The organism is Sphingopyxis sp. Root154 (assembly GCF_001427105.1).
In the GTDB taxonomy this organism is placed as follows: Bacteria; Pseudomonadota; Alphaproteobacteria; order Sphingomonadales; family Sphingomonadaceae; genus Sphingopyxis.
Genome location: NZ_LMGI01000002.1, coordinates 1,483,130 through 1,496,597 on the forward strand (window position 1 = coordinate 1,483,130; position 13,468 = coordinate 1,496,597).

The 13,468-nt window shown below is 67.1% G+C and carries 14 protein-coding genes; 12 read left to right on the forward strand and 2 right to left on the reverse strand.

Annotated features, from left to right (window positions below; genetic code table 11):
• Positions 1-94: 94 nt before the first annotated feature.
• The 11 genes from ASD73_RS12820 (at position 95) to ASD73_RS12870 (ending at position 10,326) form a co-directional block, all read left to right on the forward strand.
• Positions 95-2,056, forward strand: coding sequence for a TonB-dependent receptor plug domain-containing protein (locus tag ASD73_RS12820; RefSeq protein WP_082521518.1), 1,962 nt, complete (start codon positions 95-97; stop codon positions 2,054-2,056).
• Complete coding sequence (locus ASD73_RS12825; RefSeq protein WP_056372811.1) at positions 2,056-2,601, forward strand: hypothetical protein; 546 nt, start codon at positions 2,056-2,058, stop codon at positions 2,599-2,601. Before ASD73_RS12820 ends, ASD73_RS12825 begins: the two co-directional genes overlap by 1 nt.
• On the forward strand, positions 2,601-3,008 hold the full coding sequence (locus ASD73_RS12830) for a DUF1636 domain-containing protein (protein WP_056372812.1): 408 nt from the start codon (positions 2,601-2,603) through the stop codon (positions 3,006-3,008). The genes ASD73_RS12825 and ASD73_RS12830 overlap by 1 nt, the downstream gene beginning before the upstream one ends.
• The gene (gene cobT / locus ASD73_RS12835; protein WP_200934940.1) at positions 3,005-4,021 is read left to right on the forward strand and encodes a nicotinate-nucleotide--dimethylbenzimidazole phosphoribosyltransferase; all 1,017 of its coding nucleotides are present in this window, start codon (positions 3,005-3,007) and stop codon (positions 4,019-4,021) included. Before ASD73_RS12830 ends, cobT begins: the two co-directional genes overlap by 4 nt.
• Positions 4,018-4,587, forward strand: coding sequence for a histidine phosphatase family protein (locus tag ASD73_RS12840; RefSeq protein ID WP_056372813.1), 570 nt, complete (start codon positions 4,018-4,020; stop codon positions 4,585-4,587). Before cobT ends, ASD73_RS12840 begins: the two co-directional genes overlap by 4 nt.
• The gene (locus tag ASD73_RS12845; protein ID WP_056372814.1) at positions 4,584-5,303 is read left to right on the forward strand and encodes an adenosylcobinamide-GDP ribazoletransferase; all 720 of its coding nucleotides are present in this window, start codon (positions 4,584-4,586) and stop codon (positions 5,301-5,303) included. The genes ASD73_RS12840 and ASD73_RS12845 overlap by 4 nt, the downstream gene beginning before the upstream one ends.
• Entirely contained in the window at positions 5,300-6,274 is a 975-nt protein-coding gene (locus tag ASD73_RS12850) for an aminotransferase class I/II-fold pyridoxal phosphate-dependent enzyme (protein ID WP_056372815.1), read from the forward strand. The genes ASD73_RS12845 and ASD73_RS12850 overlap by 4 nt, the downstream gene beginning before the upstream one ends.
• Positions 6,267-7,202 carry an adenosylcobinamide-phosphate synthase CbiB gene (gene cbiB / locus ASD73_RS12855; protein WP_056373608.1) on the forward strand — a complete coding sequence of 312 codons (936 nt, stop codon included), beginning with the start codon at positions 6,267-6,269 and terminating at the stop codon, positions 7,200-7,202. The genes ASD73_RS12850 and cbiB overlap by 8 nt, the downstream gene beginning before the upstream one ends.
• Positions 7,190-8,647, forward strand: a complete 1,458-nt coding sequence (locus tag ASD73_RS12860) for a cobyric acid synthase (RefSeq protein WP_056372816.1) — start codon at positions 7,190-7,192, stop codon at positions 8,645-8,647. Before cbiB ends, ASD73_RS12860 begins: the two co-directional genes overlap by 13 nt.
• Positions 8,644-9,168, forward strand: a complete 525-nt coding sequence (gene cobU / locus ASD73_RS12865; protein WP_056372817.1) for a bifunctional adenosylcobinamide kinase/adenosylcobinamide-phosphate guanylyltransferase — start codon at positions 8,644-8,646, stop codon at positions 9,166-9,168. The genes ASD73_RS12860 and cobU overlap by 4 nt, the downstream gene beginning before the upstream one ends.
• Positions 9,169-9,252: 84 nt before the next feature.
• Positions 9,253-10,326, forward strand: a complete 1,074-nt coding sequence (locus tag ASD73_RS12870; RefSeq protein ID WP_056372818.1) for a transglutaminase-like cysteine peptidase — start codon at positions 9,253-9,255, stop codon at positions 10,324-10,326.
• On the opposite strand, the gene ASD73_RS23245 is transcribed toward ASD73_RS12870, so the two are convergent.
• Positions 10,272-11,555, reverse strand: a complete 1,284-nt coding sequence (locus ASD73_RS23245; RefSeq protein WP_056372819.1) for an HlyD family efflux transporter periplasmic adaptor subunit — start codon at positions 11,553-11,555, stop codon at positions 10,272-10,274. The two genes, ASD73_RS12870 and ASD73_RS23245, sit on opposite strands and share 55 nt — an antisense overlap.
• A gap of 547 nt (positions 11,556-12,102) precedes the next feature.
• Here ASD73_RS23245 and ASD73_RS12880 point away from each other — a divergent pair.
• Positions 12,103-12,540: a PilZ domain-containing protein gene (locus ASD73_RS12880; protein ID WP_156407324.1), complete on the forward strand. Its 438-nt coding sequence runs from the start codon at positions 12,103-12,105 to the stop codon at positions 12,538-12,540.
• A 46-nt stretch (positions 12,541-12,586) separates the two neighbouring features.
• Here the strand turns inward: ASD73_RS12880 and ASD73_RS23465 are convergent, their stop codons facing one another.
• Positions 12,587-13,441, reverse strand: coding sequence for a (R)-mandelonitrile lyase (locus ASD73_RS23465; RefSeq protein WP_056372821.1), 855 nt, complete (start codon positions 13,439-13,441; stop codon positions 12,587-12,589).
• Positions 13,442-13,468 lie beyond the last annotated feature (27 nt).

Sequence of the window (13,468 nt, forward strand, 5' to 3'; positions counted from 1 at the left end):
AAGCTTGGCTGCGCATGGGCGCGGGCGATGTCGTGTGTCCCCGGGACAACCGCATCGACCGTGTTCGTGAGCGGCATTGTCGAGGGATTATCCTGTGTTTAAAGTGTTTTTCCGAAGTTCGATCTGCCTCGCCGCCGTTGCGGCATCCTCCGCTGCGTTCGCCGACGAAGCGTCGACCGCGCATGCTGTCGCCGCCGACGGCGACAGCATCATCGTCACCGCGACGCGCACGCCGCTGACGCTCGACGAAGTGCCCTCGTCGATCGCCGTGCTCGACAAGGAAGCGATCGACCGCGCGCAGGATATCGGCGTCACCGAACTCCTGCTCCGCACACCCGGCATCAGCATTGCGCGGAACGGCGGCTATGGCACCTCGACCTCGCTCCGCATTCGCGGCGCCGAATCGGAGCACACCGTCGTCGTGATCGACGGGGTGAAGCTCAACGATCCGTCGTCGACCGGCGGCGGCTTCAACTTCGCCAATCTGCTCGTCGGCGATATCGACCGGATCGAGGTGCTGCGCGGCCCGCAATCGATCCTGTGGGGAAGCCAGGCGATCGGCGGCGTGGTTAACATCGTCACCGCCGCGCCCGAGAAGGAACTTGAAGGCAGCTTCGACCTCGAAGCCGGATCGCGCGAGACGGTCAGCGCGCGCGCCGCGATCGGCGGCCGCACGGGTCCCTTGAGCTGGCGCCTCGGCGGCCAGCGCTTCACCACCGACGGCATTTCGTCGCACGCCAAGGCGTTCGGCGCGGTCGAGCGCGACGGCTATCGTAACAACAATCTTTCGGGCCGCGCCGAGCTGGCGCTCGCGGACAATGTCAGCGCCGAGGTGCGCGGCACTTATTCGAGCGGCCGCGTCGAATTCGACGGCTTCAACACCGACAGCAACGATTATGGGCTCAACAAGGAGTTCGTCGGCTATGCGGGGCTCAATTTCGACCTCGCCGGCGGACGCTTCCGCAACCGCGTCGCGTTTGCCTATACCGACACCAACCGCGATAATTTCAATCCCGACCGCGCGCGTCCGCAGAGCTTCGAGGCCGATGGCCAGAACAAGCGCTGGGAATATCAGGGCAGCTTCGATTTTACCGATCGTGTCACCGCGATCTTCGGGGTCGAGAATGAACGCTCGGACTTCCGCAGCCGTTCGCCGTCGGCATCGCTGTCGACCCCGCTTCCCGCGTTCGTGCGCGGCAAGGCCGAACTGACGAGCGCCTATGGTCAATTGAGCATAGAGCCAATTGACGGTCTGACCCTCAATGGCGGCGTCCGCTATGACGATCACGACCGCTACGGCGGGCAGACTTTGTTCGCGGCGGGCGGTGTCTGGCGGCTCACCACCGGCACCGTGCTGCGCGCCAGTTATGGCGAAGGCTTCAAGGCGCCGTCGCTTTACCAGCTGTTCAGCGAATATGGGAATGTCGGGCTCGACCCCGAAGAAGCGCATGGCTGGGAAGCCGGCATCGAGCAGCATCTGTTCGACCGCAAGCTCGTCGTCGGCGCGAGCTGGTTCGACCGCACCACGACGAACCAGATTATCTTCAACAGCTGCTCCTCGCCCTCGACCAACCCGCTCTGCACGGTGCCCGGCAGCAGCCCGGCGACCCCGCGCTTCGGCTATTATCTCAACGTCGCACGCAGCGAAGCGCATGGCGTCGAGGCGTCCGCGGCGCTGACGCTCGGTGGGCTGACGCTCGACGGCAACTACAGCTGGATCGTCGCCGAAGACCGCTCGGAAGGCACCGCCAATTTCGGCAAATGGCTGCCGCGGCGTCCGCGCAATACCGCCAATGCGTCGGCGAGCTATGCCTTCGGCTTCGGGCTCGAGCTCGGCGCGGCGGTGCGCTGGTCGGGCAAGAGCTATGACAATGCGAGCAATGCGACGCGACTCGACGATTATACGCTCGTCGACCTGCGCGCCGAATATGCGCTGTCCGACGCCGTGAAGCTGTTTGCACGCGCCGAGAATATCTTCGACGAGCAATATATGACGGCGTTCCGCTATGGGTCGCTCGGCCGCAGCATCTATGCCGGTATCCGGGGGCGCTTCTGATGGCGGCGATGTCGGACCGCGGTGCGTCGGCGCTCTGGGTCTCGCTGCTGACGGCGGCGAGCACCGCGACGACGCTCGCGCTCGCCTGCGCGACCCCCTTTCCGGCGCTTGCGGCGCTCGCGGCGGTGCATATGCGCCGCCGCGATGGCATCGCGCTCATGCTGCTCGCATGGGCCGCGAGCCAGTTCATCGGCTTCTTCCTGCTCGGCTATCCGCGCGATGGAAGCACGCTCGGCTGGGGCGCCGGGCTCGGTGCCGCAGCGGTGGGGTCGGCGCTCGCAAGCTATGCGGCGCTGCGGGCGCTCGCATACCGACCGGTCGCGGCGCGGTTGAGCCTCGCCTACGCCGCGGGCTTCACGGCGTTCAAGGGTATCATCCTCGCCTGGGCGCTCGTGCTCGGCGGGCTGCACACCGCGATGGCGCCCGACCTGCTCGCCGAACAGTTCGTGCGCAACGGCGCGATCCTGATCGGGCTTTACGCCCTGTATCGCGCGCTCGTCGCGGTCGGCGTTCCGGCGCCGCAGCAGGCGGCAACGGCCGCCTGATGCTCACGCGCGTCGCCCCCGGGCCCGCGGTGGTGGTGTGCAACAGCTGCCGCCACAGCCGCGAGTCCCGGGACGACGCCGAAGGCGTGCGCGGCGGTGCGCGGCTCCTTGAGGCGCTGAAGCGTCTCAAGGAACAGGATTCGCGTTACGACGGCGTCGCGGTGCAGGAAATGGCCTGTTTTTTCGCGTGCCAGGATCATTGCACCGTCCATCTGCGCGCGCCCGACAAGGTCGGCTATGTCCTCGGCCGCTTTCAGGGCGATGAAAATTCCGCGCGTGCCATCCTCGACTATGCGGTCCATTACGCGACAAGCGAGCATGGCCGCGTCCCCTTTTCTCTTTGGCCCGAAGGCGTCAAAGGGCATTTCATCACCCGCACCCCTCCGCCAGGATTTGTCGCCGAATGATCAGTTTTGCTTCCGTCCACGCCTTCGAAGCCGCGCTTGCCGATCTGCGCGAGCCAAATGTCGAAGCGGCAGCCGATGCGCGGGTACGGCAAGGCGAACTGACCAAACCCGCCGGATCGCTGGGGCGGCTCGAGCATCTGGCGATCTTCTTCGCCGGCTGGCAGGGCACGGCGCGGCCGCAGATCGCCCGCGCCCGCGCCGCCATCTTCGCTGGCAATCATGGCGTCACCGTCCATGGCGTCAGCGCCTTTCCGCCGAGCGTGACCGCACAGATGGTCGCCAACTTCGCAGGCGGCGGCGCCGCGATCAACGCGCTGGCGGGCGCTGCCGGGCTGGAACTGACGGTCGTCGCGCTTGACCTCGACCGGCCGACCGCCGATTTCACCGTCGATGCCGCGATGAGCGAGGCCGATTGCCTCGACGCGCTGAACCGCGGCGCGGCGGTGGTCGACGCCGACCTCGACCTCCTCGCCCTCGGCGAAATGGGGATCGGCAATTCGACCGCCGCCGCCGCGCTGTGTGCGCGCAGCCTCGCCGGCGGTGTGGCGGGATGGGTCGGCCCCGGGACCGGGGTCGATGGCCACGGCGTCGCGCGCAAGGTCGAGGTGATCGAACGCGCGCTCTCCTTTCACAACGATGCGCCGCGCTCGGCGTTCGAGACGCTGCGCCGCGTCGGCGGGCGCGAGATCGCCGCGATCGCGGGCGCGGTCCTGCGCGCGCGCCAGCTTGGCGTCCCTGTGCTACTCGACGGCTTCATCTGCACCTCGGCCATCGCACCGCTTGCGGCCGAGAATCCCGCGATCGCGGATCATTGCATCGCGGGCCATTGCTCGGCCGAGCCGGGACACAAGCGCCTGCTCGACCTGCTCGGCCTCGCCCCCCTGCTGTCGCTCGATATGCGGCTCGGCGAAGGCAGCGGCGCGGCGGTCGCGGCGAATATCGTCCGCAGCGCGATCGCAGCGCACGACCAGATGGCGACCTTTGCGGAAGCACAGGTTTCGGCGTCGCTGTGACCGGCTTCGCGCTCCATCTGCTGCGCCACGGCGCCCCCGAAACGCCCGGTTTGCTGATGGGACGCACCGATGGCGTGCCGACCCCCGAAGGCATCGCCGCTTGCGTGGCGCACGCCGAAGACCTCGGCATCGAGCTGCTGATCGCATCCGACCTTCATCGCAGCTGCGCGGCCGGCGAAGCGATCGGCGCGGCGCTGGGCGTGCCGCTCATCATCGATCCGCGCTGGCGCGAACTCGATTTCGGCGACTGGGACGGCAAGGCGGCGAGCACCATCAACCTCGACGCGCTCGGCCGCTTCTGGAGCGATCCCGACGCCAATCCTCCGCCCGGCGGCGAACACTGGTCGGCGCTGGTAGCGCGCGTGTCCGCCGCCATCGCCGACCTTGCGCCGGTTCCGACATTGATCGTCACCCACGGCGGCGCGATGCGCGCCGCGCTCCATGCGCTGTGCGGTTTCGACCAGCGTCAGCTCTGGGCGTTCGACCTGCCTTACGCCGCGCGGCTCTCGCTCCGCGCCTGGCCCGGTGAGCCAGCCAGCGCACAGATCACAGGGCTTTATCCTTGAAGGGGCTGATCGTCGCGATCCAGTTCCTGACGCGCCTGCCGACGCCGCGCATCGCGGTGTCGAGCGACGAATTCGCGGCATCGATGCGCTGGTTTCCCGCGGTCGGGCTGATCGTCGGCGCCCTCGTGGCTGGCGCGGGCTGGGCCGGCGCGCGGATCGATCCGTGGACCGGCGCCTTGTGCGCGCTCATCCTCTGGGTCGCGGTGACCGGCGCGCTGCACCTCGATGGCCTCGGCGATATCGCCGACGCGAGCGGGGCGGCGCACAAGGACCGCGAACGGCTGCTCGCCGTCCTCTCCGATCCGCATGTCGGCAGCTTCGCGGTGGTGACCATCGCGCTGCAACTGATCGCCAAGCTGGTGCTGCTACACGCGCTGCTCGACCGCCAGATGTTCGCCGCGATCGCGCTCATACCCTTTGCCGCGCGGATTGGCCCGCTCATCTGGTCGCGCGCGCTGCCCGACCTCCACGCGGGGCTCGGCTCGCGTTTTCGGAATGCCGTACGGCCGGTGGACTTCGTCATCTGGAGCTTGGCACTCGTCGCCGCGGCGTGGTGGTCGCCCTCGTTGCTGGTCGCGCCAGCGATCTTCCTTCTGTGGGGTTGGTGGCTGCTGCGCAAGATCGGCGGGATTTCGGGCGACGGGCACGGCGCGGGGATCGAGATCGCCGAAAACCTGCTGCTCGCGGCGGCGCTGTTGCTGGCGCACCTTGCATGATCACCCCATGGGCCTGGCACGGCGGCGGGATCGAAGCCGCGAAGCGCCGGTTCGGAAATGGCGACTGGATCGACCTGTCGACCGGGATCAATCCACACCCCTGGCCCGGCGCCGCCGCGATGGTGTTCGACTGGCAGCGCCTGCCCGATCCGGACGCACTCGCCCAGCTCGAAGCCGTTGCCGCCACCTGTTTTGGCGTCGACGCTCGCCATGTTTGCGCCGTGCCCGGAAGCGAGATCGGCCTGCGCCTGACCGGGACGCTGGTGGGCGGCCCCGCACGGCATATCGCGCCGAGCTATCGCACTCATGGCGAAATGGTCGCGGGAAGCGCGCCCATCGCCCCCGAAGCGGCGTCGGGCTACGGCGGCACATTGATCCTCGCCAACCCCAACAACCCCGACGGCCGCGTGACCGGTGCCGCGGCGATGCAGGCGCTGCTGGACCGGCGCGGACCCGGCGGCTGGCTGTTGGTCGACGAAGCCTTTGCCGACACCGATTCGGCCACGAGTATCGCGGCGCTGGTCGATGACGGCCAGAGGCTGGTCGTCTTCCGCTCCTTCGGCAAATTCTTCGGGCTCGCGGGCGTCCGGCTCGGCTTCGTCGTCGCGCCGGAGGTGATCATCGTCGCGCTGCGCAAACAGCTCGGCGCGTGGCCGCTGTCAGCGGCGGCGATTGCGATTGGAACCGCCGCCTATGCCGACCGCGACTGGATCGCCGCCGCGCGCCGCCGCCTCGCCGATGAAGCCGTCACGCTCGACGCGCTGCTGACGCGCCTGGGCCATCGGCCGATCGGTGACTGCCCGCTCTTTCGCCTGATCGATGTCGACGATGCGCATGCGCTGTTCGAGCGGCTCGCGCGGCGCGCGATCCTGACGCGCCCCTTCATGGATCAACCGCGCTGGCTGCGGATCGGCTTGCCCGCCGACGCCGCCGCGCGTGCGCGGCTCGAAGCGGCGCTCGTCGATGGCTGAGCCGATCGCGCTCACCGCGCTCGCGCTCGATGCCGCGTTCGGCTGGCCGCGCGCGCTCTATCGCCGCCTCGGTCACCCCGTCGGGCTGTTTGCGCATATCATCGGCGGTTGCGAGGCGCGGTGGAACCGGCCCGGACATAGCTTCGCCATGCGGCGCGGGCTCGGCGTCCTGACCCTGCTCGTCCTGCTTGTCCTCGTTGCCGGCTCCGGCTGGGCGCTCCAGCGCTTGCTGCTCGCGTCGTTCGGCGGCTGGGGCTGGATCGGCGTCGCGATCCTCGCCTGGCCCGCGCTCGCGCAGCGCAGCCTGTTCGATCATGTCCGCGCGGTTGGCGAGCGGATCGATGCGGGCGACCTCGCCGGCGCGCGCACGGCGGTCGGCATGATCGTCGGCCGCGATACCGCCGTGCTCGACGAGGCTGGCGTCGCCCGCGCAGCGATCGAAAGCCTTGCCGAAAGCTTTTGCGACGGCGTCGCTGCGCCGCTTTTCTGGCTGCTCCTCCTCGGCCTTCCGGGCGTGTGGGCGTATAAGGCGGTGAACACCGCCGACAGCCTGATCGGCCACCGCGAGGAGCGCTGGCGCGCCTTCGGCTGGGCGGCGGCGCGTTTCGACGATCTCGCCAACTGGATTCCGGCGCGGCTGTCGGGCCTGCTGCTCTGCCTCGCAGGCGGCGGCTGGCGCATCCTGCGGCGCGATGCTCGTAAACACGCCTCACCCAATGCCGGCTGGCCCGAAGCCGCGATGGCGGGCGCGCTGGGGCTTCGGCTCGCGGGCCCGGTCGCCTATGAGGGGGTCATGCACGACAAGGCGTGGATCGGAGATGGCGACAGCGAAGCGGGCGGCGATGAAATCGACCGCGCGCTTGCCATCTATCTGCGCGCCTGCCTGCTGCTTTGGCTGATCGCGGGGGGCGCCCTATGGCTGCGCTGATGCTGCAAGGCACCGGATCGGACGTGGGCAAGTCCGTGCTCGTCGCGGCGCTGTGCCGCGCGCTGACCAATCGCGGCCTCCGCGTCCTCCCCTTCAAACCGCAGAATATGTCGAACAATGCCGCGGTGACGACCGACGGTGGCGAGATCGGGCGGGCGCAGGCGCTGCAAGCCATCGCGTGCCGCGTCGAACCGCACAGCGACATGAACCCGGTGCTTCTGAAACCGCAGGCCGACCGCACCTCGCAGCTCATCGTCCACGGCCGCGTTCGCGGCACACTCGGCAGCGGGAACTTCCGCGAGGCGCGCGGCGCGCTGATGGCCGAAGTGCTCGAAAGTTATGAACGCCTCCGCGCGCAGAGCGACATAGTCGTCGTCGAGGGCGCGGGGTCGCCCGCCGAGATCAACCTGCGCGCGGGCGACATCGCGAACATGGGTTTCGCGCGCGCCGCAAACGTGCCCGTCGTGCTGATCGGCGACATCGACCGCGGCGGCGTCATCGCCTCGCTCGTCGGCACACGCGCCGTGATCGACGCCGAGGACGCCGCGATGATCCGCGGCTTCCTGATCAACAAGTTCCGCGGCGACCCCGCGCTGTTCGAAGACGGCTATCGCGAGATCGAGAAGCGCAGCGGGTGGCCCGGTTTCGGCGTTATCCCCTGGCTGACGGCGGCATCGCGCCTGCCGAGCGAAGATGCGGTGATCCTCGAACGCCCCGCCGACCCGCACGAGGGCCGCAAGCTGATCGCCTGCCCGATCCTGCCGCGCATTTCGAATTTCGACGATCTCGACCCACTCAAGCTCGAGCCCGGGGTCGAGATCGTGATGGTGCCGCCGGGCCGGCCGATCCCCACCGAGGCGGCGATCATCGTCCTGCCCGGATCGAAGGCGACGATTGCCGACCTTGCGGCACTGCGCGCCGAGGGCTGGGACATCGACATCAAGGCGCATCACCGACGCGGCGGGCTGATCGTCGGGCTGTGCGGCGGATACCAGATGCTCGGGTGCCGGATCGCCGATCCGCTGGGGATCGAGGGCGCGCCGGCCGAGGTCGAGGGGCTGGGCTTGCTCGATGTCGAGACGACACTCTCACCCGCGAAGACGTTGCGCCACGTGCAGGGAACCGCACTGGGTGCGGCGGTGGAGGGATATGAAATGCATATGGGCGAAACCAGCGGCCCCACCACAGCGGAGCCCTTCGCGATGCTGGCGGACGGTGCGCGCGACGGCGCGACCAATCGCGAAGGCAATGTGATCGGATCCTATCTCCACGGCGTGTTCGCTTCGCCCGACCTGCGCCGCGCGTTGCTGACACGGATCGACGTAACGGGCAGCGGACGCGATTATACGGCTGAGGTCGATACCGCGCTCGACGACATTGCCTGCGAGTTTGCGGCGCACGCCGATATCGATGCGATGCTTCGGATCGCGGGGATCGCCGCATGAGTGGATCGTCGCTGTTCGTGCTCGGCGGCGCGCGATCGGGTAAAAGCCGCTATGCGCAGGCGCGCGCCGAAGCCGCGGGCGGAAATCCCGTCTTCGTCGCGACCGCCGAAGCCTTCGACGACGAAATGCGCGACCGGATCGCACGCCACCGCGCCGACCGCGGCGCGCGCTGGACCACCATCGAGGCGCCGCGCGACCTGCCCGCCGCCATCGACGCACTGAACCGCAGCAAAGCCGTCGTACTCGTCGACTGCCTGACGCTCTGGGTCTCGAACCTGCTGCTCGCAGACGCCGACATCCCGCTCGCGAGCCGCGAATTATGCCGCGTGATCAGCAGTTTCGAGGGGAAGTTGATCCTCGTATCCAACGAAGTCGGCCTCGGCATCGTACCCGACAATGCGCTCGCACGAGCGTTCCGCGACGCGGCGGGGCAGCTCAACCAGTCGGTCGCCGCGACGGCGGAGGAAGTCGTGCTGCTCACCGCCGGACTGCCGCTTACGCTCAAGCCGCGCGAGGCATAGCACCCATTTTCCAAAACGTGCTGAATGCCGCGTTTACTATCGTCATGAAGCTTATCCTCACGTCGCCCCGGCAAATCGGGCCGCATGAGAAAGCATGCCCATCTTGTCGCTGGCGATTCGCGATGGCTTCCTGTCTCCATCGCCTTTGCCGCAGCGGCGCTGACGCCGTCGGTCGCCCATGCCTCGTCCAAGCTGCTCAACGCCAAGGCGTTGGCGGACAGCAAGGCCGCGTGCCCCGTCGCGGCGAGCCATGCGCCACCGGCCAGGGCCGACATCTCACGCGCCATATTGGGCGGAGCGCCGAGCGCGCTCGACCGCATCCGGGTCGACCAGCAGGCCGGCGCGGCCGCCGAAGCCGCCGCCGCTGTACCGATCGCCGCCAACCTCGCGGCTTTCCCGGTTCGGCAGACGCTCGAGCCCGCCAGCCGCACCCCAATCGCTTTCACCTCGTCCGAGGGCTGCGGTGCGCCGTCGATTTTCGCACCGCTCGTTGAAACCGCCGAATATGATCCGGCCGCCGAACTCGGCACCCGCCCTATCCCGGTCAAGCGCACGCGCTTCGACGACCGCTGGGACCATGTCCGCCGCACCGCGCCCGCCGGGCTGATGCAAAGCAAGCTACGCAGCGCAAACGCTTCGCCGGGGCTCGCCGAGCAGGATCTGCTCGCGCGCGTCAATCAATGGGTCAATCGCGAGATCGCCTATGTGAACGACGACCGCAATTACCGGCAGCGCGATTTCTGGGCGACCGCCGAGCAGACGCTCGGGCGCGGAAAAGGCGATTGCGAGGATTTCGCGATCCTGAAGATGCAGATGCTGCGCGCCGCGGGAGTCGATGCCGACCGTATGAAGCTCGTGCTCCTCCGCGATCTCGCGGCGAACGCCGACCACGCCTTCCTGCTCGTCCAGACCGATGCCGGGAAGGTCGTACTCGATAACGTGACCGACCGCCTCTACGACGGCAGCCAGTCCAATGCGGTGCGACCGGTGTTGTCGTTCAGCGAGAACCGGCGCTGGGTGCATGCCTATCGCGGCACACAGCCATCGCCAAACTTCGCCGCGATCCCTGCGTCGCAAAAATCCTATACGCTGGCGCTGAACAATCAGCGTTCGGTGAGCGCCGACCCGCTGACCTTCAAGACCGGCTTGAGCAAGTAGCTCAGCACCGATTTCTTGCCGGTCACGATTTCGACATCGCACAGCATGCCGGGGGTGATCGGCAGCCGTCGGCCGTTCGAGGTCAGATAGCTGTTCGTCGTTTCGACGACGACGGTGAAATAAGCCTGCCGCTCGACCTCGTGATAGATGCTGTCGGCGGAGACGCGGACGACCTTGCCGTTGAGCCCGCCATAGATTGAAAAGTCATACGCGGTGACCTTGACGTTCGCGGGGTCGCCGACCTTGATGAAGGCGATGTCGCGCGGGGTCACGCGCGTTTCGATCAGCAATTTGTCGCCGAGCGGCACAATCTGCATGATCTTTTCGCCGGCGTTCACATTGTCGGTGACGACAACGGTGAACGGGTCGGTCAAGTTGTTGTTCGCGTTGGTGTTGTCGGTTAGCGTGTAGCTGTATCCGACGTTGCCCGGCGTCAGGCTGGTGATGGTCAACTGGCCGAGCGGCGTCGTGACGACCTGGCCGACGGTGGTGATGGCGGTGCCGTTGATCGTGATCGAATCGAGACCGTCGCCCGCATCATAGACGATCGAACCCGCCGTCGTTTCGCTGTTCGCGGCGCTGTTGCTGCCCGCAGGCTCGTTGCCGCGCACGGGAAGACCGGCTTCGTTGACGCTCGCCGTCGCGGCGACGATCCCGGCGGGCTGGTCGGGCGTGACGATGACGATCGTCGGTTCTTCGTCGGAAACGGCCGGCAGCAGTTCGCGGTCTTCGGACGGCGGAAATGCCAGCTGCGTATAGGGCAGCAGGTCGCCGAGCGCATAGGCGTCCTGTATCGGGCCTTCGGGATCGGCGAAATTGCCACCCGAGCTGCGAACGCCGGCTTCGGGGTTCAACTCGCCGAGATTCTCCAGCAGCTGCGCCACCGTGCTCGCCGGCACCGTATCTCCATCGACGACGATCGACGGAACATCGACCGCACCGCCGGGAATGATGAACACCTGACCGTTCGGCAGGGTGATGACAAGGTCGGTGCCCGAAATCGTGATATCGTCGATCGACGCGCCCGCGGGCAAGACGATGCGGCCGCTTGCGTCGGGAACGAGGATGGCCTGGATCGCCAGCGGTATGATCGACGCGGCGGCGGTCACGTTCGCCGCGGCGGCAAGAAACTCGCCGCCCGGTGCGGCCCGGCTCGACTGCTCGTTCGATGCGCCGTCGCGCTCAGGACCCGTCATGCCATTACGCGCCGGATTGTCGAAAGCATCCATGTCAATTTCCCTCGAACGCACCTCGCCCTGCCGCAAAAACGGCACAGCAAAATTTCTACCAATGTCAGTGCGACCCACTGTCCGAGCGACTCGGACCTTCCCCACCCATCAGGAAACATGGATTCCGAGGACTCCGCAAGCTTGTTAACACATTTTTATCAATCGCTAATTTTAGCTAAACGAGGGACCGTCTCCGCATGATCAGGAGGATCAAATATGACTTATATTCAATGATATAAGGCGGAGCCCTATCAAGATCGCCCGCCAAAAAAGTGATGCCCTCGTCCCAATTAGAACCACAAATTAACACGGCTCGTCGCATTCAACGCCCCGTCCGAGCGGCGAATCGGCCCAACTCTCCATGCGACGTTAAATGAATCCGACGCGATCTTAGCGAGGCCAATACGCTTGACCGGCGCACCAAAAAACCGCGGCGAAAATGCAATATTAAGGGTTGCCAGGCGATAATGGTTCACCAAAGGAGACGTTGGTGAGATCCTTGCTGGCGCATATCGCGGCCCCCGTCGAAACGACCGATCGCAGGCGAATGAGTCGCCGCACCCTCCGGCTCGATGTCGCGGCGCGCACCGCCACGGCCGAATCCGCCGTGATCATCCGCAACCTGTCTCGGACCGGCCTGCTGATCGAGACCGGTGCGGGCTTTTCCATCGGCGAGACATTCCTTCTGGTCTTGCCGGAACTCGGCGCCGCCCCCGCGCGCGTCGTTCGCCACGACGGCAGGCTCTTCGGCTGCGAGTTTCTGACGCCCGTCCCCGCGAGCGCGATCAGCGCGGCGCTGCTCAAAGCAGCCCCCGACGAGGAAGCGGACGATCTGGCAGATGCGGCGATCGCGAGCGATGCCAACGAACTTTATGCGAGGCGACCGTCGAGCGCGATCCTGTTCACGGCGCTGACCGCTTTGTTCACGGCCGTGGCCCTTCTCTTCGTCTTTGCCCTCGTGTCGCTGAACTTCTCGGCGGGCTGAGCCCCGGGCAGCTGCTCGACGCGCGCAAGTCAATTTGGCGGACGGATCAGCGATCCGACCCTCGATATTGCGCGTTGTCCACCTGTTCCATCCACGTCACCGATTGCCCGTCCTGTGCCTCGGCGATCGCCACATGAGCCATGCCGTCAGTTGCGCTTGCACCATGCCAATGCTTGACGCCCGGCGGGATCCAGACGAGGTCGCCAATGCCGATCGGCTGCACGGGGCCGCCCCAATGCCGGACCAGCCCGCGGCCCTCGGTCACAATCAGCGTTTGACCGAGCGGGTGACTGTGCCAGGCGGTCCGGGCTCCCGGCTCGAAGGTCACGATGCCGCCGCCGATGCGCGCGGGATGCGGGCGCTGGAAGCGCATGTCGACCCGGACGGCGCCGGTAAAATTGGCGGCGGCGCCGGCTACGGCCGGCTGCGAGCCAGCCTTGGTCACGACGACGGCGTCATTCGTGGATGGCGGGAGCTTTCCTTTCTGCACGTCATTCTCGGCGAAGACCTCGCGCGCGACGCCAACCGCGGCGATTGCGTTGGGCCAGCCCGAATAGAAGGCAAGCTGCGTGATCGTCTCAACCAGTTCCGCCTCGGCAACCCCGTTCTTGCGCGCGAGCTGCATATGCGAACGAAGCTGTTCGGGGCGGTTGAGTGCGATCAGCGCCGCGACGGTGATCAGGCTGCGGTCGCGCTTCGCCAGGCCGGGCCGCTCCCACACATCGCCAAAGAGGACATCGTCGGTGAGTTCGGCGAGCTTCGGCGCGACGTCGCCCATGAGCTGCCGGGCGCGCGATTGCCTGGTTTCCATCGAAGAAGCCTCCTGTGATTGCGCCTGAGCGGGAATGATAGCCATGCCGGTCAGCAGCCCCGCCACCGATGCGATTTTAACGATGTTCATGATCAATTCCTTGGAGTGGCGCGAGAG